The following is a 23,293-nucleotide window of genomic DNA, read 5'->3' on the forward strand; positions in this document are numbered from 1 at the left end:
TCATATACTAATTTATTAGTTAACTATATAAGTGCAACTGAACCTTCTTTAGTTGAACCTATATGATTTAACGCATTAACTTCACTACTGCCATTTCAGGCATAGGTAAGTTCATAGGGCACGTATATACGAAGGGGGACTAGGTTATGGCAAAAGGAACATCGGAGACATCGACAAATGTGACAATGGTACAAAACTGGATCGGGGGTACTTGGGTGACTCCAACGTCTACCCGTACGGAGCCTGTTGTGAATCCAGCTACGGAAGAGATTATCGCTTATGTACCGCTTTCTGAGCGGGCAGATGTAGACAAGGCTGTTGAAACTGCACATGAGGCATTCCGATCCTGGAGTGTAACCCCGGTGCCACGCCGTGCCCGGATTTTATTCCGCTATCAGCAATTGCTCGTAGAACATTGGGAAGAGCTTGCAAGGCTGGTTACGCTTGAAAATGGTAAGAGTTACGCAGAGGCCTACGGCGAAGTCCTGCGTGGTATCGAATGCGTGGAATTCGCAGCAGGTGCCCCGAATCTGATGATGGGTAAACAATTACCTGACATCGCCACAGGGCTGGAGTCAGGCATGTATCGGTACCCAGTAGGTGTAATTGGAGGTATTACTCCATTCAACTTCCCGATGATGGTACCGTGTTGGATGTTCCCGCTGGCCATCGCCTGCGGCAATACATTTGTTCTGAAGCCCTCGGAGCGTACACCTCTGCTAGCAGGACGCTTGGCAGAGCTATTCAAGGAAGCGGGGCTACCAGATGGTGTGCTTAATATCGTTCACGGTGCACATGATGTCGTGAACGGATTGCTTGAACATAAGCAGATTCAAGCGATCTCTTTTGTCGGATCACAGCCTGTGGCTGAATATATCTATAAAACTGCTTCCGCTCATGGCAAACGGGTGCAGGCGTTAGCTGGTGCTAAAAACCACTCTATCGTTATGCCAGATGCTGACCTTGACCTCACGGTGAAAGAGATTACTAGTGCAGCGTTTGGCTCGGCGGGAGAGCGTTGTATGGCGTGTTCAGTGGTTGTGGCTGTAGGCGATGTTGCAGACGCTCTTGTCGAGAAGCTGGTGGGAGCAGCCGATCGGATTACCATTGGTAATGGTCTGGATGAGGGAGTGTTCTTAGGCCCAGTCATTCGCGCTGGACACAAAGAACGTACACTGGGTTATATCGAGGCTGGAGAGCAAGAAGGAGCGGCACTGATTCGGGACGGCCGTAAGGATAAGGCAAGCGGGGAAGCAGGCTACTTTGTAGGGCCAACCGTATTCGATAAAGTAGATAGCACGATGAAAATCTGGAAGGATGAAATTTTCGCTCCGGTACTTGCTGTAGCGAGAGTGGAGACGTTGGAGGAAGCGGTGGAGCTGGCGAACCGTTCCGATTTTGCTAACGGCGCGTGCTTGTTCACACGTAGCGGAGCTCACATGCGGCAATTCCGTGAAACCATTGATGCGGGTATGCTGGGCATTAACCTAGGCGTGCCAGCGCCGATGGCGTTCTTCCCATTTTCCGGCTGGAAGAAGTCATTCTATGGGGATCTTCATGCCAACGGGTCAGACGGGGTCGAGTTTTACACGCGCAAAAAGATGGTCACGGCTCGTTGGTAAGCAACGGGTGATCGGCTGATCACAATGAAGCCGAAGTAAGTCATGGGAGACAGGATACGCATACAGGGAGGTAGCGGGATGGGCAAGGACAAGGTGAGAGTGGGTATTATTGGCGCAGGACGAATTGGCAAAATTCATGCCGACAATTTGTTGCGCAATCCTCATGTGCAGATCGTAGGTATAAGTGATCTATTTGCAGGGCCAGAGCTTGAAGCTTGGGCATCGATGCGTGGTATCTCAGTGGTGACAACGAATAGTACAGAGCTTATTGAACACCCTGACGTGGATGCTGTATTGATCTGTTCCTCAACAGACACTCATGTGCCACTTATTGAATTAGCGGCGCAAGCAGGTAAGCATATTTTTTGTGAGAAACCAGTGAGTATGGATCTTCATCAGACAGAGGCAGCAGTAGCGGCTGTACAGCAGGCAGGAGTGAAGCTACAGATCGGGTTCAATCGCCGCTTTGATCATAATTTCAGACAGGTGCGCGCACATGTACAGGATGGCTCGATCGGAGAGCCACATATTATCAAGATTACCTCTCGTGACCCTAGTCCGCCGCCTGCGGAATATATCCGGGTATCAGGTGGAATTTTCATGGATATGATGATTCATGATTTTGATATGGCTCGTTATCTCTCAGGCAGTGAAGTAGAGGAAGTGTACGCACAAGGCAATGTGCTGGTGGATCCCGTATTTGCTGAATATGGAGATGTGGATACTGCGATTGTGACGATGAATTTTGCCAATGGAGCGATTGGTGTTATTGATAATAGTCGCCGAGCGGTATACGGATATGACCAACGTGTGGAAGTGTTTGGATCGATGGGTAGCACTGCGGCTGCTAACGATCATCCGAATACAGTAGAGCTTAGCACAGCTACGGGATTGCTGCGGGACAAACCACTCCACTTTTTCCTTGAACGTTATAACGAAGCGTATGTACAAGAAACAGCTCTGTTTATAGAGGCTATTCTGAAGGATACACCTGTGATCGTGGATGGTCATGATGCGGTTCAGGCAGAGCGGATTGCATATGCGGCTCGGATGTCACTCGAACAGGGAAGACCAGTCAAGCTTCGTGAGGTAACGAGTGTATCAGTGAATTCGCAGACGGCTGTTCAATCTTAAGCAAGCAAAGTTAACTGCTATCGTATGTTGTTCTAAAATTGCAATTCGAGAGGAGTCGGTAACCACATGTCAGAGCGCATAGTGAAGCCCGAATTCAAACCAGCAGAGGATGGAACACTCTTAACCGTTACGCCAGAGTCGGCCGGCTGGGAATACGTAGGATTTCAGGTGGTACAACTGGAGGAGAATCAGACATGGGTGCGTGAGAGCGAGGATCAGGAGTTGTGTATCGTTCTTCTTAGCGGACTTGCGAATGTGAGTACACAGAAGAACACGTGGGAGAATATTGGGCGCAGAATGAGCGTTTTTGAGAAAATCCCTCCATACGCTGTGTATATTCCGAGTTCAGATCAAGTACAGGTTACTGCGCTTACCAAACTTGAAATTGCTATTTGTGCAGCGCCTGGTAAAGGAAGTTACCCAGCACGTCTGATTGCACCTGAGGATGTTGGCGTTGAATCACGAGGGTACGGTAATCTGGAGCGGCAGATCCATAACATTTTGCCAGAGCAAAAGGAAGCCGACAGTTTGCTTGTAGTAGAAGTATTTACACCGGATGGACACTGGTCGAGTTATCCTCCGCACAAACATGATCGGGATGCACTACCAGATGAGTCATTGCTGGAGGAGACCTATTATTTCCGTGTAGAGCCTCAGCAAGGCTTCGCTATTCAACGGATCTATACTGATGATCGTTCTGTGGATGAGACGCTCGCCGTCAACAATGGCGAAGTGGTGCTTGTACCATGCGGATACCATCCGGTAGGTGCTCCTCCAGGGTACGAGGTGTATTATCTGAACGTGATGGCTGGACCAACGCGGACATGGAAATTCCATAACGATCCTGACCATGATTGGCTGATGAACAAAAGATAGACTCCTTCAGAGTCCTTAACATGCTGGACTTGTCTTATGCACGGGAAGAACCTACAGTTGGTTGCTTATGCGGACATCCCCCTGCATAATAAGAAGAAACGATTACCTATGTATAATGAACTTTATATGTAGTACAAATGGGGAAATAACATTGAAAGCAACCATTTATGATATAGCACGTGAAGCGGGTGTATCGATAGCAACGGTGTCACAGGTCATTAACGGCAAAGGGAAAATTAGTGAAAAGCGCCGCGCCGAGATCATGGAGATTATGGAACGTCTGCACTATCAACCAAGTGCCATTGCTGCTGCACTTACTGGCAAACAGACGTATACCTTGGGTCTGCTCGTTCCCGATATCTCGAATCCGTATTTTGCCGAGCTGGCTCGTGCGGTGGAGGATCGGAGTCGCAAGCTCGGATACAGCGTCGTGATCTGCAGTACAGATAACAAGGACGAGCGGGTAGAGCGCTATCTGAATTTGTTACAGCAAAAAAGAGTCGATGGCATGATGATCGGAACGGGGATCGATAATGCAGATATATTGGCACCACTGCTGCAACAATCGATTCCTGTTGCACTGATCGCAAGACAGATGCCAACGCTATCTGTGCACACAGTCGCTATTGATGACCGTTTAGGTGGTGCGTTGGCTGCGCAGCACCTACTGGAACTGGGGCATACCCATCTTGCTGTATTATCTGAACCGTTCAAGGTGAGCAGTAGTCAAGAACGAATCCGGGGTTTCCGCGAGCAGCTGCAGCAAGCAGGTCACACGCTTGCATCGGAACGGATCAGAGCTTCTTCTGCTGACTTGCACGCGGCCAAACAGGAAGTGCTGCAACTCCTTAGCGATATCGAGCGTCCAACAGGTCTATTCTGTTGTAATGACATACAGGCAATAGGTGCGCTACAGGCAGCGAAGGAACTAGGTCTACGTGTGCCTGAAGATGTGTCGATCATTGGTTTTGATGATACGATTCTGGCGTCAGTTACGAGCCCGCCGCTCACAACGATTGCTCAGCCTATTGAAGAGCTTGGTCGTCATGCGGTGGATATTCTTATTGAAGAGTTGAAGGATCACAACAAGCAGCCACAGCAGAAGGTGTTGAAGCCTGAATTGGTGGTACGGGAGTCGACAGGACCTAGGGTTGAACGCTAACAATAGTGTGCTCTCATTGCGTTATACCGTCACTCTCGCTCACACTCATATTAAATACAATACTGAAGTATACAATAAATAAGCCGCGTGATCCCTGAGGGGAGACGCGGCTTATTTATTGTGTTGATCATTCCGTGAGCGAAGCAGATTCTTGTCCTAATTTGAACGTTTCCGTTTAAATTTTGAACTTTTTCACTTCCTGGAATAATGTGTTGGCATGCTGTGACAGTTCATTAGCACGTTTCGATATACTCGTCATGTAATTAACCTGTTCTTGCGTTGAGGAGGCAACTTCCTCGGTGGAAGCTGCACTTTCCTCTGACATGGCCGCTACGCTGGAGATCACCTCAGCAATCTTGCCTGCGTTTCCATCTAGTTCAGTCGTGGCAGAGGATACAAGCCCTAACTGGCTGTCGATACCGTCAATGGATTGCTTAATCCGTGTGAATGACTCCCGCATCTCATGCACGGCAGCTACTTGCTGATCAATGCCACCTTCAGCAGAGACCACCTCATCTACACTTTGGCGACTAGCTGCTTGAATCTCATCTAGCAATACAATGATATCCTGGGCAGAACTTGAAGATTGCTCGGCGAGTTTCCGCACTTCTTCTGCAACGACGGCGAATCCGCGTCCATGTTCACCCGCTCTTGCTGCTTCAATTGATGCGTTCAAGGCAAGCAGATTGGTCTGTGAGGCAATGCCGCGAATCATATCGACAATGCCTTCGATCTTCTGAGACTTGTCTGCCAGCAGTGTGATGGACTCTCCAACACGGTCAATAGACTTGCGATTATCGCCTGCAAGCTCGACCTGATGGTCGACGGCCTGAATCCCTACTTGCATAGCTTCACTCGCTTCACGCATCATGTTGACGGATTGCTCTACACTGCGGTGAATACCGCTAACGTTATCGCTCATCTCCGACAGACGAGTGGAGCCATCGTAGACAGATTCGGCTTGCCTGCTAGACCCTTGAGCCAGTTCATCTGTGGCAATGGAGATTTGCTCTGCTATGCGCTTCGTATTGTTCGTATGGTCTTCCATCTCACCAGAAATACGCTGTACTTGATCCGCGGAAGAGGTCACCTGTTGAAGTAGCGTGCTCAGCTGATCGGACATCTGATTAAATGCCGCACCCAGCTCGGCAAATTCATCTCTGCCCTTTATGTTCACTCGGCTGGTAAAATCACCACTCGACATTTGCTGGGATGTGCCATGCAGGCTTCTCAGAGGCTTAATGAAGAGTGAGGCAATCCAATACGATGCAGCCATCACAACGAGCAGTGTAATTCCGATAATCAGAATATAATTATTACGTAAAGAGTAATACTCGGCATAAGCGAGCTTTTCGGAAATTACTGCACCAATCACCCAGCCTGTACTCGGAATCTGCTGATAGAATAATGAATAGTTCTCATCGTTGTAACGGAAAAGCTTCTGCCCTGACGGGTTAGCTTGCATATCAGCCAATAATGGCTGGAGTTCTGGATCGTCCGCAGCAGATGTATTCACGAGCTTCTCATCAGGGTGAGCTAGGAGCTGTCCTTTTTTATCAATTAAGAAGGTGTATCCTAGCCCATCTAGGTTGATCTTACTCACCGTATCGGTAAGGGTGGAGAGGAGCAGATCGGCTGCCGCAATCCCTTGTAACTGCCCTTCCTTATTCTGTACAGGCATGGCGATGGACACGGCATATTGATTAGTCACCATATCTAGGTAAGGATCGGAGAATGTTAATTGGTTAGCTTGCTTGGCTTCCATGTACCATGGTCGTTTTCGGGGATCGTAATCAGGGTCAGGCACCCAGCCGGAACCATTAAGAAACTCGCCAGTTTGTTCTGCACCAAAGTAGAGATCCGAAAGGCTTTCTTTATTGCTACCAAGCTTCATAATATTAAAATAATCTGCATTGAGCTGCCCCTCGGGTACACCCTCCTGAATGATGAACGACAGTGTTTCAACCACTTTAGCGTTACTGCTAATCCATCCATTCAACTCGTTGGCTGATGAGGTCATCAGTCCATTTAATTTAGTATCCACATGTAACGTTGCTTGCTTCTCGGTTTGAATCAAGCCCAGAGCTGCAAGCGGAACTGCCGTAATTAGTACGGCGGCGAGAAACATAATCATTAATTTTGGTTTGAGCTTCATTCCCATTCCCCCCAAGCATCCAGTTCTATTTCTTATGTTTGAATGAAACTTTAAGACTTACAACTTAGATAATATATCGTCAAAATGAAGCAGATATTTAGTATGGAGGAAGATTAAATTTTAAATTTTTTCACTTCGTTAAATAACGTGTTGGCGTGATTCGTTAATTCTCTAGAGCGATCTGAAATGGTTGTAATGTAATTGAACTGCTCTTGAGTCGAAGAAGCGACTTCTTCTGTGGAAGCAGCACTCTGTTCGGACATCGCGGCAACACTGGAGATTACCTCGGCAATTTTGCCTGCATTGTTGTCGAGTTCAGAGGTCGCTGTGGAAACCTGTCTCACCTGATGGTCAATGCCATCGACCGATTGTTTAATTCGTGCAAAGACATCCCGCATCTCATGAACGGAGGCAACTTGTTGTTGGGTGGCTTGCTCTGCAGACGTTACTTCATCTACGCTTTGACTGCTCGCAGCCTGAATTTCGTTTAGCAACACAATAATCGAATCAACAGACTGGGAAGATTGCTCAGCTAGTTTGCGTACCTCACCCGCAACTACAGCGAACCCACGTCCTTGCTCTCCCGCTCGAGCAGCTTCAATGGAGGCATTCAAGGCGAGCAAGTTCGTCTGAGCCGAAATATCACGAATCATACTGACAATACCTTCGATTTTGCGAGATTTGTCCGCCAATAAGTGGATGGATTCTCCGACCTGTTGAATAGATTTACGGTTATCTTCTGAGAGATGCACTTGATGGTCTACGGCTCGCAATCCTGCCTGCATGGCGTCTGTTGCCTCCTGCATCATAGCTACCGACTGCTCGATACTGCCATTAATGCCATTGACAGTGTGGCTCATTTCGGTAAGTCGGCTAGAGCCTTCATAGACAGACTCTGCCTGACTGCTTGATCCTTGAGCGAGCTCGTCTGTAGCAATGGAGATCTGTTCAGCAATACGCTGGGTATTCCCGGTATGATCCTCCATTTCATGTGAAATGTCCTGAACTCGATCTGCAGATTGTTGAACCTGCTGCAACAATTGGCTGAGCTGACCAGACATTGAATTAAAGGCCACCCCAAGCTCGGCGAATTCATCTTTTCCTTTGGAGGGAACACGACCTGTGAAATCACCTTCAGACATTTGAGCAGACATGAGCTGGAGTCGTTTCAAAGGTTTGATTAAACGAGCGGCAACACCATATGCTCCTGCCAAAACAACGACCAGCGTGACGGTGATAATGAGAATATATTGATTACGTAATTGATAATATTCAGCATAAGCGAGTTTTTCAGAAATGACTGAACCGACAATCCAACCTGTACTTGGAATCTGTTTGAAGTATAAGAGCAGGTTCTCTCCGTTATATTGGAAAGACGTCTGTCCTGCTGGATTAGCTATCATCTCAGCCAGTAACGGCCCCAATTCAGCATTGTCCGCAGCAGAAGTACTTGCGAGCTCAGCTTGGGGATGAGCTAAGATGACGCCATTTTTATCAAGCATGAAGGTGTATCCTAACCCACCCAGATCAATCTGATTGACCGTATCGGTTAATTTGGAGAGCAAAATATCAGAAGCTACAACCCCCTGTAGCGCACCATTCTCTGTTTTTATAGGCATGGCGATGGATACCGTGAATTGTTTAGATTTGTTATCGATGTATGGATCGGTAAAGATTAGCTTATCTGCTGCCACAGCTTCTTTGTACCAGGAACGTTCTCTGGGGTCAAAATCTGCTGCTTGGACGAAGTCGGAACCATTTATAAACTGACCATCCTCGTTACCATAATATAAATCTTCTAGATTGTTCTGATTGGTGCCCTGGTACATGATGGACAAATAGTCCTCATTCACATCAGAAGCAGGCACAGCTTCTTGGAATATGAGCCCCACCGTTTCTAGTAATTTCTCATTGCCATGTAACCAACCGTCCAACTGAAATGTTGCGGCAGATACCAATCCGTCTAGTTTGTTGTTCACACTTTGAGTGGCTTGTTTGCCTGACTGATACAGACCCAGTGGTGCGAGAGCACCTGCAGTAACAAGGACGGTGATCAAGAAGGCCAACATCAATTTAAGTTTTAATTTCATACTTTACTTCTCCCCCTAGATGTCATAAATGTGTTAGCATGGTTAAAAGCTTATGAAGTATATCGTCATATAAATTTTAAATTTTAGAGATAACATTTCTGAATGCGATTACAATTGAAATTAATGAATAACTTTCATGTAGATTCAACGTTATTTACATAGACAGGGAAAAGTAGGGACTTGTTTTAGGAATTTAAAAGTCTAAGAGATTAGGAAAATGGGGGAGTGAGTATCATTAAAAAGTGGGGATACATCTTATCTGCGTGTTTTGTTGCGCTCTTGATTCTGCTTAATTCCTCGCGAGAACAAGAATTAGAAGATTACACACCTCCTACTCCTGAGGTTGAGATTATAATGGATTCTCTTAGTGATGTAGCTTTCCATTGGGAGATGACCAACTTGTCTCCTGAACAATTCCATTCTAGATATCTGGAGCTTACAGGAGAGGATTTTTCTCAGCTTAAGGGGCAACCTGCATCTTACTCTTCCAATATCTATCATGCAGAATATACCGCACTTGTCGATCTAGGAGCTGGTGTCGATGTGCAGACGGGGTTTCTTGCAGAGATTGAAGAAGTTCGAGATGGGTCTGAGATACAGAGGGAGTTTCGACAGGTCTATGAAAATACAAGTTACTTGACTCCGGAGGATTCCAATTCGACTAAACTTGTACAGAATTATGTGATGGTGACTAGGCATGATCAATCTCGTGTACAGGTCAGTTTAAATGCGTACGCCGATTGGTTGAGCAGTGAAGGTCAGCGTAAGCATGAATTAGGTGTGTTATCAGCTGAAGAGCTTCGGCAACAGCATTGGTTCCCAATGGAATCAATGGACGGATCAGACAAGGGATTTCGCAGGTATTTTAGTGGATCAGGATGGGTGAAGCTATAAGCATCCAAGTTATAGGGCTTTTATTGCATTTTTACGGGAGGGGTGCATCGCTATCATATGAAAAATAGAACGAAGTATATTTTAGCTATAGTTACGGCCATTGTAGTTGCTGCTATTGCGATCCCGTTATATGTGAAAAGTCAGCATACTACGTTTCGTGCAGAGGTAACCGATCATATGACCATGCTTGACAAGATTAGGCTATTGGAAATAAGTAAGGTTGAACGCGAGCTCTATGATTCTGAAGAAGTTCAACTTGAAGATCCGAAGCAGATCCAGGGCATTCTAAAACTATTCAAGGATGTTGAACTACAAAATGTAAAACAAGTGGGTTCAGATCAGGATTTACCTTACTATTACCAAGTACGGATCTTGGTTATCAAAGAGGATCGTTTTTCTGAACAACTCGGAATTTCACTCTATAGCGACAATACCATGGCGATTTATAATAGTGCTGCAACGAGAGATGCCCATAAGTCTTACAAGATCACCAATGAATTCAACTTCAATGAAATTGAACGTATTTTTAATAAGTTAAAGGAGGAGGCTGCATGACTGATATTGTCGTTCGACCCATTGATGAGCGAGATGTTCCATTTTTATGGGAAATGTTATATGCATCCCTGTATACCAGAGAGGAAGACGAGCCCTTTAAACGGGATATTATCCATAGCCCTGGGTTATCTAAATACGTAGAGGGATGGGGAAGGGAAGGCGACTTTGGATTTGTGGCGGTGGCTACGCACGGGGGACAGGACAGAAGATTAGGCTCAATCACACTTAGGTTCTTCAATGAACAAAATGCAGGATTCGGCTATGTCAATGCGGAGACACCGGAGATGGGAATGGCGATCATTGAAGAAGCACGCGGACAAGGTGTGGGTACACGGTTAATTCAAGCTGCATTAGAGGAAGCGAAGCAAAGGGGTATTGCTGCTGTGTCACTTAGTGTTGATCCAGATAACGAAGCAATTCGATTGTATCGTCGATTTGGATTTGTTGAAGTAGGCATGTGTGACACATCAGTCACGATGGTGTGCACGATACAATAAGACAGAGTAAGTTCAAATTTCATATTCCAAATGAAATAAATATTGAATCTTCACTGGAAGTTCAGAGTGCATCTATGGGTGAGAAAGAACAGGGAGAATTCAGAACAGAGCAGAGCAGAAAAGGCACTTCCTGAAGGAAGTGCCTTTTTATGTGCAACTCAGATTGGAATACTTATGAAACATAAGTCAAAAAAATCGATTGATTATTTTAGCAAAAAGGCCAATGCTTCATCATACGTTTCCCATTGAAACTCGGTTTGGTGGTTGGAATCTTTGGAGATTCGATTCAACTGCATTTTGGCGATGGCTCCACCAACGGCCACACTGGCGCGTTTCATGCCCAATTGCGTAAGCATTTTCTGGTGCTCTACAATTTTTTCTTTGGTATCTTGGGGGAAAGCCTTCATATTACGCATATCGACCAACACATCGAATGAATCCCCTAGTGACTTACTCAGTTGTTGAATTTGTATATTCGCCTGTTCCACTTGTTCTGGCGTTACAATTCCGTCCCAAATAATCTCCATAATGGGTGTGTCTGAATCTAAAAGTCTAACGGACATTTAGGCAACTCCTCAGTCATAAAATGTATGTAAACGTGAGTCTATTTACCTATTAATTATACCTATTTTTAGCATGAATGAAAACTACAATTAGCTTTTTGTGATACTTATGGACTATTAAATCGTAATGCTTAGGTAAGTCTGAGAAAATGCAGCTATATGAGAACAAGTTAAATTATTAAATTAGATACCAAAAAAGCTGCCATATCTATAAACGACATAGGCAGCTTATTGGGATTTAACATCTGGCATTGCGTATCTATCGCCAGTAATAGACTAATATCCTATTTTGAGACTATGACCTTCTGTAGCTATTCCTTCTGAACGAGTGATGGGTAGCTTGTGTTCTGCTGTGAACCCAAGTGTCTCCCCATCGTGCAACGTGATATCATTCTCGATGACATAAGTTGTAGTCATAAACATCATCTCATACACGTCACTTAATGCTTCAGCAGATTGGGTGATCTCCATCTCGTCTTTCCCAAACCTACGTAAACCGTATGTATAAGCTGAGGCACCTTGAGCATCTTGGAATAAACCAATGTACACCCACAGCGATACAGGTAGCTCGTCTTCCTTCAGCCACCGACTGATCTCTATGTATTGACTTGCTTCTACTACAAGTGGTGCTAGATATATGGCGAGTGCATGATCCAATTGTAATAGGGCACTTGCTGTTTTGGTGAATAGAATATGTCCTTGAATCGCATCGGTTGCATTCAGAACAGACACTATAATTTGCGATTGATGTCGGGAAGTTACTTGTTCTGCTTCTCGCCACAGTATATTAAGTTTGGCATTCTCCTCGACTTCACGATCAGGCACAGGAGCAGCTATATGAGCACATACCACTTGCATACCGTCCACTTCAAAAAATAAATTGCCTTCTTCCGGTTGTTCCTCAATGTCTATGTCCCATTCCTGTTTCATCTTATGGATGAAGACATTCAAATCACATTCCTCACGTTCTAACAGAACGAATCCAACGATGGTTTCATGATGCGGAGTGGACGCCAAGACCTCATCTACCTGCACAGTTTCCTTTTTACGACGTCTAAGTTTATCAAACAATCCCATGAGACGTTCTCCTTTCAACCAATCACAGTAATTGACATAAGTGCTATGTCATTACCTTACCATAACATACGAGGAATGTAATAATCCGCGATGTCATGGTATCGGCATGTGATTAGAGGAACAGGACGAGAAGCAATGCAATAATGGCAGGCAAGCCTTGTTTAATGATGATAGAGCGGGAGGAAGTTGCTCCTCCATAAATAGCCGCAATGACCACACAGGCTAAGAAGAAGATTTGGATATGCTGTCCAACAGTTGAGTCTGGATACAACAGTCCCCAGATCAGACCCGCAGCGAGGAATCCGTTATACAGACCTTGATTAGCCGCAAGAGACTTGGTGGACTTAGCAAATTCAGGAGTGGTACCAAACGTTTTCATTGTACGTGGGCTTGTCCACATAAACATCTCCATTACGAGAATATACAAATGTTCAATAGCAACAAGAGCTACAAAAATGATACTGATCACGAAAAAACACCTTGCTTTCTCATATGTATTTGATTACTTGTATACCAGTATAAAGCTTTCTTTTATAAACGGGAAGTATAAATTTAATTTTGCGCAATTAAATTGTGTGTATACATACTATCTTTCATAATTAGTGAGATGTACGGGTTCGTTAGTCGAGGGTCGAATCAATTTTTTGAATGGTTATTCACGTAATCTTCGGGCGTACTACCTATGATCGACTTGAAGTCCTTAATAAAATGCGATTGGTCATGATAGCCCAGGTCCTGAGAAAGTTGAATTAGATCGTAGTGAGAACCTTGTTCGATAGATTCAGCCGCATTTTGCAGACGATACAGTTTAATTACTGTCTTGGGACTTATCCCTACATACTGATTAAACAGTCGCTGGAGTTGTCTGGTATGGATATTCCAAAAGGCAGCTAAGTCATCTACCCTCAGCATATCGCGGTTTAGTTCAATCTGCGAAACAATCTCGCCAACGAATTGGGCTTTAGCATCCTCGGCAGGTATATGTTCGCAGAGAAGCTGATCCATATAGCTGACCTTTTCCACATCGGTTTTCATTCCAAGCAGGGAATCTTCAAGTTCGTCTGAAGTAACATTGAGGATTTGTCCAACGTGCAAGGGATTGCCTTGCAGTGCAGATATAGGTGTACGGAGATAAGGATAACAACCGCCAGGTTTGAACTTTACGCCAAACACACTGCCTTTTTCCTTAATCATGTAAGTGAACTTGCGCTTAGAAGGGCCGTAGAAAAAAGTATTACCGTGCTCTACTATGAGATTCACACAAGGATTAGGAACGATATGCTGCGAATAAGGCTGCTTCCCAGTAAGATCCCAGGACGCAATCCAGAAGTGCTTCACCCATGCACGTAATGCTTCAGAAGGAGCATAACGATTCAACTGATATGTGGCGTCCATCTCATCAAATTTTAGTATACCCATGCTGGCTCTCTTCATATCATTCACGGATTGCATCTTGTGTTCCCCCATCATCATCATATAGATAATACCTGTCATTCTGATAAGTGTAGTGTAGCTGATCTTATATCAAGTACGAAAGTTTGCTTTTGTATCCAAAAAAACGACTACAGAGTAAATCTGTAGTCGTTGATATTGTAGTTTTAATGATATGTCATATACCTAGAACAGGGAACAAATCTGTCTAATCAAACTGTCTCAACAACTTATGAATGATCTCAGTTGCTTCTACATTAGTTGGATCTAGCTCAATAGACTTCTGATAGTGCTCTATAGCCTGATCGCGGTTCCCAGCTACGGCGTACATTTCCCCCAAGCTATCATGGAGATTCGATGATTCTGGAAATAGTCGAATGGCGATCTCCAGAATGCACAGTCCTTCCCTCGGCCTCTCACTTCGCAGCAACATATATGCAAAAGCGTTGAATTCACCTTCATAGACTACATAGGTATCTATAGAAGGAAGTACGACGTCAGCATAATATTGATAGGCTTCTTCGACCCCATCCCGCAAGGCGATCCCTGCCAAGGCATGTGCAAGGGATTGTGGAATGGTCGCTCTCTCATTCATACCAAGCAAGATATCGAGCAACGTCTCACTTACGATGTTTAAACCGATATAATCGGCATTCATCAGGATCGTCACTGCAATACCCTCGTGGGGAAGAAGCACCAAGAGACTACGAAAACCCGTGTCCCTTCCCATATGAGCAGCCGTCCGACACCCTTTATACTCACCTGTAAACCAGCCAAGTCCCATGGTGTTCAACCAGTTGCCATAGCCGGTGACTGTCTCTGAACCCCACATGGCATGGTAGTTCTCCTCATGAAGTAGACGCGAGGTATGATCGACATGTAGCCCTTGTAGCTGCTTAACCGCATAGGCACATAGATCTGTGGCACTCGCATATAAGGTGGAGCTTGGTGCATGGGCTCGATGGTAAGGGAAGGTGAGGCTAACCTCGGGTCCATAACCTTCGAATAATCCTAGAATATGCGGATCAGCGAGAAGGTCTGCGGGCACCTCTTGTTTGAGAAATGAGCTATGCATCATAGAGCAGGGTAACAGGATATGGCTCTTCATGTAGGATTCAAAGTCCATACCGCTAACCTTGGCAATTAGATCACCCAAAATCTCATAACCAATATTGCTATAAAAGAATGCTTCCCCTGGCCTACTACGCAGAGTACAATTGCCAATGCTCCTCACATAGCGTTCAAGGCTCCCTTCGTCATACTCAGGGCGATCCCATCCAAAATCATCTTCATCAGGTAAGCCTGATGTATGATTCAGCAGATGTCTCACGGTGATTAGCTGGTAGAGTTCGTCTTTCAGGTTAAAGTAGGGTAAATACTCCGTTACGTACCCATTTAGCTGCAACAATCCTTGTTCCGCAAGCTGCATGATCGCTGTGGCTACCAACGTTTTGGACACAGAGGCAGTGTGAAAGAGCGTGTGCTCTGTAACTGGCAATCCACTTTCCATATTCATGATGCCAAAGCCACGAGTATAGATGGTTTGGTTACGATAGACGATGCCTACCGCCAATCCTGGAACAGGCTCGCCTTTCCAAAATGCGGACAATGCATTGTGCACTTGATCTATTTTTCGCTGAATATCGCTCATGAGATCCTCCAATAGGTTATATGAAATTTTCAAAAAGCAAACCTGATTGAGCTAGCATGAGTTATACCAACGGGTTCACGTCCCTTTATATTCATCTGCATTCCAATATATCATAGAAGAATATGGATAACGATACTTTTTTAGCAAAAGATAAACGTATGCTTAAGTTGACTTTGTGAACCACTTCTTAAAGGTAAACTAACATATAGTCTTGTCGTGTTTTTACAATACACCTTTAGGGTATAACGATAGGATAGTCATGTAAGTAACTCGCTTGTACATCAATTACATAAGGGGAGTGGATTGTGTGGAGCTGAAGTATGAGTTTTATATCAATGCTGGACTAGAAGAGGTGTGGAGTGCCCTAATCTCTCCAGATGGGACGCGTAGCAGCTTCTTTGGCAGTGAACTCCGTTCAAACTTTCAGCCTGGTCAGCCCTTTGCCTATGTTGGGCCGGGGAACGATGGGCAAGAGACTGTTCATGTGTATGGACAGATATTGGAGTTCGAACCTTTGTCTACTTTGAGTTATCTCGAACATCCCGGACCGTCCTATCATGCGAATCATGAGGAACTGCAATCCAGAGTGTCTTTTCAACTAGAGACCGTAGGGGAATGCACGAAGCTGACATTAATTAATGATCAGTTCACAGAGAATCATCCGTCATTTGCAAATGCACAGCAGAGCTGGTGGATGATCTTGAGCAGCATCAAGAGCTGGGTAGAGACAGGAAAGACTCTTCAGTTTGGTTGGTAATTGGTATCCCATTGGGGATGGAAGGCAGTCATACGTATAGTCAAAAAAATAAAATCCATTAAGCGCCGATTTGGCGCTTATTTTTATTGTATTTACGAAGGAGGAGGTGTAATCTGAACTCATGTCAGATCATGTCGAATTATAGGTGTATAACTGTAGAGGAGAAATGAACATGCTGTTTAACCGTACACAATCGAACAAGCCAAATGCTTCGCTGCAACAGTTGCTGGAATATAGTCGTAAACTTGTGGTAGATGCAGAGAGAAATGAGGTTAATGAGCTCTCCACTGTGGAGACAGATTTACAAGAATATGCTGAGATTGTAAGCAATGTGAATAAAGCTATACATATAAGGAACCAAAAAAATGAAGCACTGACGTTACGGTTGAGCATGTTAAATCAAGTAATGAACATTGGGGTCTGGGAGTCTAACATCGTTGCTGGCGATCCACTTGATCGTAATAATAAAGTGTCATTCTCCGATGAATTCAGGCGCATGCTTGGTTATGTGAATGCAGAGGATTACCCTAATGAATTTGCAAGCTGGGCGAAATCTGTTAATCCAGAGGACAGACCACAACTGGTGCAAGCGATCACGGAAAATGTGAATAACCCTAAGGAAACGGCTCCTTATAACGTGATGAGTCGAATGATACTAAAAGGCGGCGAGGTTCGCTGGTTCCGTTGTCTGGGCCAGGTTGTCCGAAATAGTGAGGGAGTTCCCATCAAGCTCTTAGGAATCATGTTTGATATCCATGATCAGAAGACGGAGTCAGATCAACTTGAAGCACTCGTGACACGTTATGACCTTGTCAATCGAGCCCTAGTCGAAGCACCTTGGGATATGACCGTTGTTGCTGGAGATGTGGTTAATCCGAACAATGAATTTTGGTGGTCCCCACAGTTCCGCAGAGAACTCGGATTCAAAGATGAGAGTGATTTTCCCAATGTATTCAGCAGTTGGAGCTCCCGTCTTCATCCGGAAGATCATGATCGCACCATTAACGCGTTTGCTGAACATATGAATGATTATAGTGGACGTACACCGTATGATCTGGATTATCGTTTACAACGTAAGAATGGTGAATATCGTTGGTATCATGCGGGTGGTGAGACGATACGAGACAATGATGGGGTGCCACTGCGCGTAGCTGGTACAATACGTGATGTGACTCACGAGAAGAATAAAGCACAGGTAGTCGAAGCGATGAATCGGAAAACAGAGCAATTGTCCGAATCCATCAGTGAGATGGTTCGTGGCATTAACTCGATTACAGATCAGGCACAGGAGCTGGTGACAGCACAGGAGCTATCTGCTGAGGCTGCTACGCAGGTGAAGGTTAGTGCGGACGAGACGAAGAATATTACGACGTTTATTCGAGAGATTGCCAGTCAGACGAATCTACTTGGGTTGAACGCAGCGATTGAAGCTGCACGTGCAGGCGAGCTAGGACTTGGATTCGGCGTCGTTGCGGGGGAAGTGCGTAAGCTGGCAGATCATAGCTCTGATGCAACCGTTAATATTGAAGATAGCATGCATGCAATGAAGACACTCATTGATCAGATTCTGGATCATATTGGTAACATGTCTACACTGACACAGAACCAGGCTGCACTTACACAACAAGTGAATGCGTCCATGGATGAGATCAACACGATGTCCCAGGACTTAGTGAATTTCTCACGCAACTTGTAAGACAAACGAATAGGTTATGCTCTCCACCGCTCAGAGTGGAGGAAGTCTATACAAAAACAGCCGTTTCTCCATCACAGAGAAACGGCTGTTTAAGCATCAATATTGATGTGTGTCTTTATATAAAGGGACTTATAGACTTTTATACTTGTTGAACTTTGATCAGGTTAGTGTTACCGGATTGACCGATAGGAACACCAGCGGACAATACGATGATGTCACCTTTTTCGATGTAACCTGTTTTGATTGCATTGCGTGTAGCGGATTCGAACATTTCGTCCGTTGTAGTAACCTTATCTCCCATAACTGGTACAACACCGGAGAGCAAGCAAATTTTTGCAAGCACTTCTTCATGTTGAGTAACCGCAATGATTGGAGCTTTCGGACGATATTTGGAGATCATACGCGCTGTGAAGCCACTTTCAGTCGAAGTGATGATCGCTTTGGCATTGAGTACGAGAGAAGAACTTACAGCTCCTTGACTAATAACCTCAGTAATATCAGCGATTTGCTGTGCGGATTTTTGAGCAAATTGTTCTTTGTAATCAATCATCGTTTCTGCACGACGTGCAACTGCTGCCATCGTACGCACGGATTGCACTGGATATTTACCTGCAGCGGATTCACCAGACAACATGACAACGTCAGCACCTTGAAGTACAGCATTAGCTACGTCACTTACTTCTGAGCGGGTTGGACGTGGGTTCACTTGCATGGACTCCAGCATGTGTGTTGCAACGATAACCGGTTTACCTGCACGGTTACATTTATCGATCATTTCTTTTTGCATCATTGGTACGTCTTCAATCGGTACTTCTACCCCAAGGTCACCACGAGCAACCATGATACCGTCAGAAGCTTCAATGATATCGTCCAAGTTAGTCATACCTTCTTGGTTCTCGATTTTGGAGATGATCTGTACGTGATCTGCACCACGCTCTTTCAAGATGCTGCGAATCTCACGGATGTCATCACCTTTACGTACAAATGAAGCTGCAATGATCTCGATGTTGTTCTCGATACCGAAACCAATGTGCATAACGTCGCGTTCAGTAACACCTGGAAGCGTCGTTTTGATTCCTGGCAAGTTAACACCTTTGCGTGGCTTCAGGATGCCACCGCTGATGATTTTACAATGAATATCCGAACCTTCTACAGACAATACAGTCAGATCAACCAGACCATCATCAATCAGGATGCGATCGCCAGGCTTCACAACCAGATTCAATTCTGGGTAGTTTACGGAGATACGCTCTGCGTCACCGAGAATTTCTTCTGTCGTAAGGATGAGCTCTTTGCCTGCTTGAAGGTGGCAAGATGCTTCTTTCAGTTTACCAATCCGTACTTCTGGTCCTTTGATATCCATCATAACTGGTACGTATGTGTTCAGCTCAGAAGCTGCTTGACGAATGTTGTTGATCCGTCCAACGTGATCTTCCAACTCGCCGTGAGCCATATTCAAACGTGCAACCGTCATACCTTCCTGGATCATTACCTTTAATAAGTCGATTGAGTCACAAGCAGGTCCCATAGTACAAATAATTTTTGTTTTCAACATGCTATTTCCTCCTCATATTTTGCTTATATGTGTATTGTAGCGTTTTCTGTCGAATCAGGGTATGAACTATAGTACAATGATTGGAGTATAGTCCAATAATGAGGTGTATTATGGTCACTCCGTTAGAAGTACGACACATTAATGGTGTCGGATGGTTCGAAGAAGCTGTGCAAACACAGGAAACTTGGCGTCTTAGCTTGGTTACTTATGGAAAATGTGTATATTGGGTGAACGGCGAAAAACAGATCATGGAGAAAGGCGAGCTACTGATTATTCCCGGTGGTGTTGCTTATTATGGTAAAAGCATCCCTACCGTTACACATACCCAAATTGTTGTTCAATTAACAGGAGAAACACCGGAGTCACTGTCGGCATTAGAACGAGCAGAGGTCTTGCGGCATAAGCCCGGATGTTACGAACTGATCCATGAACGCATGAAGGCCATTCATCAGCAGTGGCAGGAGCGCCCTTCTTATTATGTCATGATGAGCCAAGCCTTATTGATGGAAGTGCTAATTTATGTGAACCGTGAGCTGGATCGAGGAGTTATTCCACCGGAGCGTCATATGCAGGCGGAGCGAATGAAACGATATATTGAGCGTCATTATAGGGAGAAGGTAACGAAAGAAGAGCTGGGTGATGAGATTGATAAGACCCCGAACTATGCAGCTGCGTTGTTCAAAAGTATGACCAACCAGACCATCAGCCAATATGTCCATGATCAACGGATGAAAAGAGCCGTATATCTGCTTACCGAGTCACAGCTCTCAATCCAAGAAGTTGCCGAATTCCTCGGATATCGCGACTTGTCTTATTTTTATCGCATCTTCAAACGTATTATTGGAAGCCCGCCGTCTGATTTCCTGCATGAGCGTCCACCTGTAATATGAAAACCGCAGCCCTGAGTTATGGAATCGTTAGTCTGAAGGGCTAACTATGCTTACTTTCTTCTATTGAAAGGACGGGAAGGCTAAAGGTGGGATTAGAGATAGGTGTAGGCGTAGGTGTAGAGATAGACTCATAAGATCCACGGAGTGGATGAGCGAATAAAAAAAAGAGAGCCGGTGGCTCTCTTTTTAAGTTACTAGGTAGTGGATTGCAACAACCTATGTTTTATTCATTCCTAATCTAGGCATTGCTGCTGGTGTTGGTTGCACCCAGCGTTTGCTTTTCTTTTTGGTGACCCGAGTTACGACGAAGAAGTACCGCATGAACTGCCCAGTAAGCTGCTTCAGCAAACAGGATTCCACCGGCAACATCAAGCAGAGAATGTTGTTTTACAAATACAGTGGAAGCGATGATCAACCATAACCAAACAGATAATGAGATTCGCAGCACTGGCTTGAAGTTCAAGTGACGGTTGACGATGATAAACAACATATAGCTTGTGAGACAATGAATACTTGGAAAGCAGTTGAATGGTGCATCATTTGTGTAAATGAATTGAACCAGCCAGCTACTCAAATCGGTTCCACCTACAATGGGCCGTGGTACATGCGTCGGAAATACCGCAAAACAGATGTTGGCGGCGATCACCCCTACATTATACGTGAGTATCGTACGCCAAAATAATGTTTTATTGGTCAGCCCCAGATAGATAAATCCAAGATACAGAATGGGCATCCAACTGATATATGGGTAAATAAATTCTTTAATAAAAGGAATCTGGGTATCGATCCAAGCATAGTTGTAGAAGACGTCACTACCCGTGTTGCTACCTAGAAAAACATAAATGGAGCCTTGCAAAGGTATACACAGTATAGCTAGTAGATGTCCCCAGCGTAGAAATAGTGCTTTCATAAGTTCCCCCTGATCTTTGATGTGCATACTACACGGTTCTTTGGATTCTCTCTATATAAGACGATGTTCCATGATTGTTACCCTGCAGAAATGAAGGGATGAAATTTTCCATAGTACTATAATGTACAGAACCAGATATAAGCCATACCTGATTTTAGGGGAAAACCCCGTGAAGAAAGTCTCTTTTTTGTTACTTTTATAGTTTTATCCAAAAAAGGATGCTGTAATATATTGCATATTGTAGTACAACTGTAGTGTCATCCTAACTTTGGTGATGTCGACAAAAGAAAATGAAAAGAGGCTGGTACTACCTTATGGCAAACGCGCAAAGTAGAAAAGAATCGTTCTCGAAGAGGAGGCCAATTCTAGCTGTAGTCATCATTGAACTGTTGCTCTTGTTCGCTGTGTTTGCAGCGGGTGCGGTGGCAACGATGAAGCAACTTGACTACACGTCTCCTGTACTCCTATCGTTTACACCGATTGCGATTGTACTCATCATCTATTTAACTATGCGGCGTAGGTGGGGTGAGATCGGATTCCGGTCTTTGCGAACCATTCCAGTGGAGCAGACGAAGTATTATATTCCGCTAATACTTGTATTGGGTACAATCGCTTTGAAGGGATTTGGAGAACTCACGTTGTCCAAGGTAGCCTTTTTTATCTTTTTCACCCTGCTCGTCGCGTTTGTTGAAGAAACGATCTATCGTGGACTGATATTTAACATCCTTCTAAGAAAGAGTGCAGTTGCTGCTGTCCTAACCTCCAGTATCCTTTTTTCGATCACGCATATTATGAATGCTTTATCCGGCCAGAATATGGCTGATATTGCTTTACAACTTGTTTATGCTCTTCTAATTGGGGGTGTGCTGGCACTGTTAATGTTGAAGAATGGAAATATCATACCCTTAGTTCTGTTTCACTTTGTACATAATTTAATTCAATTTCTGGGAGATGATCTACAGGATACGGGTACACTTCCTTATGATATCTTTGTAATAGTTGTTCTTGTGGGCTACTGCATTTGGTTAACATATAGTGTGCGAACACAACGATATAGCGTAGATTCAAGTAATACTTCACAACCGATAAATCGATAAAGAAATTTCTGACATGATAGCTCTGTTTGCCGTCAATCCTATGGAACGTGTTATACTTAACCAGACGGTAAACGGGCTGCGTGTTGAAACGTAAGTTAAGCCGTACAATGTGCGATTGTAGGTGTATTATGGAGAAAACTGCACAGGATGTAGCAGAATGGATGGTACAAGAGATTAAATTCACGGGTACGCTTCGTCAAGAAGCTGCTATAGCATATGTGAAGTCCAATTTTGGAGAAGAATTTGTGTTTGTGAATGAGAGCGGGAATGCATCCTTAGAAAAAGAAGTGAAAAAAGCGTTCCGTAAGCTACACGGTGGACGGATTGCTTGGGATCGAGATAGCTTTACGTGGGCATGGACATAACATTTATCGTGCAGTACAGATCTATAAGGGGATATTGAAACTGCAATCACTCGTTTTTTTTTATAAAAGGGTATAATTTGGATGCCTTTTGCATATCCTTTGGTAAGACCGTGCAGGAGCAGGGGAGCTAAAAAACCCTGTTGTACTGCGCGGAATAACATGTATTTCCAAAGCTGTTTGAAAAGAAAATACAAAGATTTGCTTTTTGGCAGAATCAGAGTTATAATAAGATCATGTTGTAGAGGAGTGGAAAACCTAATTCATATATTGTAAAGGGCGATCACTTATAGGTTATGACTGGTACCTTTTTCAATGT

At 44.5% G+C, this 23,293-nt stretch carries 21 protein-coding genes; 12 read left to right on the forward strand and 9 right to left on the reverse strand.

Going from position 1 to position 23,293, the window contains the following annotated elements; all coding sequences use genetic code 11:
- Window positions 1-146 precede the first annotated feature (146 nt).
- The 4 genes from ASD24_RS15010 to ASD24_RS15025 all read left to right on the forward strand — a co-directional run bounded on the left by ASD24_RS15010 (window position 147) and on the right by ASD24_RS15025 (window position 4,794).
- Window positions 147-1,622, forward strand: a complete 1,476-nt coding sequence (locus tag ASD24_RS15010) for a CoA-acylating methylmalonate-semialdehyde dehydrogenase (protein ID WP_327205242.1) — start codon at window positions 147-149, stop codon at window positions 1,620-1,622.
- Between the two features lie 78 nt (window positions 1,623-1,700).
- Window positions 1,701-2,756 carry an inositol 2-dehydrogenase gene (iolG, locus tag ASD24_RS15015; RefSeq protein WP_056697092.1) on the forward strand — a complete coding sequence of 352 codons (1,056 nt, stop codon included), beginning with the start codon at window positions 1,701-1,703 and terminating at the stop codon, window positions 2,754-2,756.
- A gap of 66 nt (window positions 2,757-2,822) precedes the next feature.
- A complete protein-coding gene (gene iolB / locus ASD24_RS15020) occupies window positions 2,823-3,632 on the forward strand; it encodes a 5-deoxy-glucuronate isomerase (protein ID WP_056697094.1) in 810 nt (269 codons plus the stop codon).
- A 151-nt stretch (window positions 3,633-3,783) separates the two neighbouring features.
- Window positions 3,784-4,794 carry a LacI family DNA-binding transcriptional regulator gene (locus ASD24_RS15025; protein ID WP_056697097.1) on the forward strand — a complete coding sequence of 337 codons (1,011 nt, stop codon included), beginning with the start codon at window positions 3,784-3,786 and terminating at the stop codon, window positions 4,792-4,794.
- A gap of 175 nt (window positions 4,795-4,969) precedes the next feature.
- Here the strand turns inward: ASD24_RS15025 and ASD24_RS15030 are convergent, their stop codons facing one another.
- Window positions 4,970-6,949 (reverse strand): methyl-accepting chemotaxis protein, encoded by a 1,980-nt coding sequence (locus ASD24_RS15030; protein ID WP_056697100.1) that lies wholly within the window; start codon window positions 6,947-6,949, stop codon window positions 4,970-4,972.
- Between the two features lie 113 nt (window positions 6,950-7,062).
- The gene (locus ASD24_RS15035) at window positions 7,063-9,039 is read right to left on the reverse strand and encodes a methyl-accepting chemotaxis protein (protein ID WP_056697101.1); all 1,977 of its coding nucleotides are present in this window, start codon (window positions 9,037-9,039) and stop codon (window positions 7,063-7,065) included.
- A gap of 225 nt (window positions 9,040-9,264) precedes the next feature.
- On the opposite strand from ASD24_RS15035, the gene ASD24_RS15040 reads away from it, so the two are divergent.
- From ASD24_RS15040 to ASD24_RS15050, 3 genes are read left to right on the forward strand one after another with little or no spacing between them, the layout of a single operon-like run.
- On the forward strand, window positions 9,265-9,933 hold the full coding sequence (locus tag ASD24_RS15040) for a hypothetical protein (protein ID WP_056697103.1): 669 nt from the start codon (window positions 9,265-9,267) through the stop codon (window positions 9,931-9,933).
- 57 nt (window positions 9,934-9,990) lie between these two features.
- On the forward strand, window positions 9,991-10,488 hold the full coding sequence (locus tag ASD24_RS15045; protein ID WP_056697105.1) for a hypothetical protein: 498 nt from the start codon (window positions 9,991-9,993) through the stop codon (window positions 10,486-10,488).
- On the forward strand, window positions 10,485-10,985 hold the full coding sequence (locus tag ASD24_RS15050; protein ID WP_056697107.1) for a GNAT family N-acetyltransferase: 501 nt from the start codon (window positions 10,485-10,487) through the stop codon (window positions 10,983-10,985). Before ASD24_RS15045 ends, ASD24_RS15050 begins: the two co-directional genes overlap by 4 nt.
- Before the next feature lie 203 nt (window positions 10,986-11,188).
- Here ASD24_RS15050 and ASD24_RS15055 read toward each other — a convergent pair whose 3' ends face one another.
- From ASD24_RS15055 to ASD24_RS15075, 5 genes are all read right to left on the reverse strand, one after another.
- Window positions 11,189-11,548: an STAS/SEC14 domain-containing protein gene (locus tag ASD24_RS15055; RefSeq protein WP_056697109.1), complete on the reverse strand. Its 360-nt coding sequence runs from the start codon at window positions 11,546-11,548 to the stop codon at window positions 11,189-11,191.
- Window positions 11,549-11,824: 276 nt separating this feature from the next.
- Window positions 11,825-12,625, reverse strand: coding sequence for a DUF4261 domain-containing protein (locus tag ASD24_RS15060; RefSeq protein WP_056697111.1), 801 nt, complete (start codon window positions 12,623-12,625; stop codon window positions 11,825-11,827).
- Window positions 12,626-12,737: 112 nt separating this feature from the next.
- A complete protein-coding gene (locus tag ASD24_RS15065; protein WP_056697114.1) occupies window positions 12,738-13,094 on the reverse strand; it encodes a DUF1304 domain-containing protein in 357 nt (118 codons plus the stop codon).
- 167 nt (window positions 13,095-13,261) lie between these two features.
- Window positions 13,262-14,077 carry an AraC family transcriptional regulator gene (locus ASD24_RS15070; RefSeq protein WP_056697117.1) on the reverse strand — a complete coding sequence of 272 codons (816 nt, stop codon included), beginning with the start codon at window positions 14,075-14,077 and terminating at the stop codon, window positions 13,262-13,264.
- 187 nt (window positions 14,078-14,264) lie between these two features.
- Window positions 14,265-15,707 (reverse strand): serine hydrolase, encoded by a 1,443-nt coding sequence (locus ASD24_RS15075; RefSeq protein ID WP_056697118.1) that lies wholly within the window; start codon window positions 15,705-15,707, stop codon window positions 14,265-14,267.
- 307 nt (window positions 15,708-16,014) lie between these two features.
- Between ASD24_RS15075 and ASD24_RS15080 the strand changes: the two genes are divergently transcribed.
- Window positions 16,015-16,464 (forward strand): SRPBCC family protein, encoded by a 450-nt coding sequence (locus tag ASD24_RS15080; protein ID WP_056697120.1) that lies wholly within the window; start codon window positions 16,015-16,017, stop codon window positions 16,462-16,464.
- Window positions 16,465-16,636: 172 nt separating this feature from the next.
- Window positions 16,637-18,160 (forward strand): methyl-accepting chemotaxis protein, encoded by a 1,524-nt coding sequence (locus tag ASD24_RS15085; RefSeq protein WP_056697122.1) that lies wholly within the window; start codon window positions 16,637-16,639, stop codon window positions 18,158-18,160.
- Between the two features lie 139 nt (window positions 18,161-18,299).
- On the opposite strand, the gene pyk is transcribed toward ASD24_RS15085, so the two are convergent.
- Complete coding sequence (gene pyk, locus ASD24_RS15090) at window positions 18,300-19,715, reverse strand: pyruvate kinase (RefSeq protein ID WP_056697124.1); 1,416 nt, start codon at window positions 19,713-19,715, stop codon at window positions 18,300-18,302.
- A gap of 110 nt (window positions 19,716-19,825) precedes the next feature.
- Between pyk and ASD24_RS15095 the strand changes: the two genes are divergently transcribed.
- The gene (locus ASD24_RS15095; protein WP_056697126.1) at window positions 19,826-20,605 is read left to right on the forward strand and encodes a helix-turn-helix transcriptional regulator; all 780 of its coding nucleotides are present in this window, start codon (window positions 19,826-19,828) and stop codon (window positions 20,603-20,605) included.
- 238 nt (window positions 20,606-20,843) lie between these two features.
- Here ASD24_RS15095 and ASD24_RS15100 read toward each other — a convergent pair whose 3' ends face one another.
- Entirely contained in the window at window positions 20,844-21,515 is a 672-nt protein-coding gene (locus ASD24_RS15100; protein ID WP_056697128.1) for a phosphatase PAP2 family protein, read from the reverse strand.
- Window positions 21,516-21,829: 314 nt separating this feature from the next.
- Here ASD24_RS15100 and ASD24_RS15105 point away from each other — a divergent pair, with 314 nt between their 5' ends.
- Window positions 21,830-22,612 carry a CPBP family intramembrane glutamic endopeptidase gene (locus ASD24_RS15105; RefSeq protein ID WP_056697130.1) on the forward strand — a complete coding sequence of 261 codons (783 nt, stop codon included), beginning with the start codon at window positions 21,830-21,832 and terminating at the stop codon, window positions 22,610-22,612.
- A gap of 128 nt (window positions 22,613-22,740) precedes the next feature.
- Window positions 22,741-22,977: a DUF6953 family protein gene (locus ASD24_RS15110; protein WP_056697132.1), complete on the forward strand. Its 237-nt coding sequence runs from the start codon at window positions 22,741-22,743 to the stop codon at window positions 22,975-22,977.
- Window positions 22,978-23,293 lie beyond the last annotated feature (316 nt).

Source organism: Paenibacillus sp. Root52 (genome assembly GCF_001426865.1).
Classification (GTDB): Bacteria; Bacillota; Bacilli; order Paenibacillales; family Paenibacillaceae; genus Paenibacillus.

Coding starts and splice junctions, on each gene's coding strand:
- ASD24_RS15010 (WP_327205242.1), top strand. CDS start 147: ATGGCAAAAGGAACATCGGAGACATCGACAAATGTGACAATGGTACAA.
- iolG (WP_056697092.1), top strand. CDS start 1,701: ATGGGCAAGGACAAGGTGAGAGTGGGTATTATTGGCGCAGGACGAATT.
- iolB (WP_056697094.1), top strand. CDS start 2,823: ATGTCAGAGCGCATAGTGAAGCCCGAATTCAAACCAGCAGAGGATGGA.
- ASD24_RS15030 (WP_056697100.1), bottom strand. CDS start 6,949: ATGAAGCTCAAACCAAAATTAATGATTATGTTTCTCGCCGCCGTACTA.
- ASD24_RS15035 (WP_056697101.1), bottom strand. CDS start 9,039: ATGAAATTAAAACTTAAATTGATGTTGGCCTTCTTGATCACCGTCCTT.
- ASD24_RS15045 (WP_056697105.1), top strand. CDS start 9,991: ATGAAAAATAGAACGAAGTATATTTTAGCTATAGTTACGGCCATTGTA.
- ASD24_RS15050 (WP_056697107.1), top strand. CDS start 10,485: ATGACTGATATTGTCGTTCGACCCATTGATGAGCGAGATGTTCCATTT.
- ASD24_RS15055 (WP_056697109.1), bottom strand. CDS start 11,548: ATGTCCGTTAGACTTTTAGATTCAGACACACCCATTATGGAGATTATT.
- ASD24_RS15060 (WP_056697111.1), bottom strand. CDS start 12,625: ATGGGATTGTTTGATAAACTTAGACGTCGTAAAAAGGAAACTGTGCAG.
- ASD24_RS15070 (WP_056697117.1), bottom strand. CDS start 14,077: ATGCAATCCGTGAATGATATGAAGAGAGCCAGCATGGGTATACTAAAA.
- ASD24_RS15075 (WP_056697118.1), bottom strand. CDS start 15,707: ATGAGCGATATTCAGCGAAAAATAGATCAAGTGCACAATGCATTGTCC.
- ASD24_RS15085 (WP_056697122.1), top strand. CDS start 16,637: ATGCTGTTTAACCGTACACAATCGAACAAGCCAAATGCTTCGCTGCAA.
- pyk (WP_056697124.1), bottom strand. CDS start 19,715: ATGTTGAAAACAAAAATTATTTGTACTATGGGACCTGCTTGTGACTCA.
- ASD24_RS15095 (WP_056697126.1), top strand. CDS start 19,826: ATGGTCACTCCGTTAGAAGTACGACACATTAATGGTGTCGGATGGTTC.
- ASD24_RS15100 (WP_056697128.1), bottom strand. CDS start 21,515: ATGAAAGCACTATTTCTACGCTGGGGACATCTACTAGCTATACTGTGT.
- ASD24_RS15105 (WP_056697130.1), top strand. CDS start 21,830: ATGGCAAACGCGCAAAGTAGAAAAGAATCGTTCTCGAAGAGGAGGCCA.
- ASD24_RS15110 (WP_056697132.1), top strand. CDS start 22,741: ATGGAGAAAACTGCACAGGATGTAGCAGAATGGATGGTACAAGAGATT.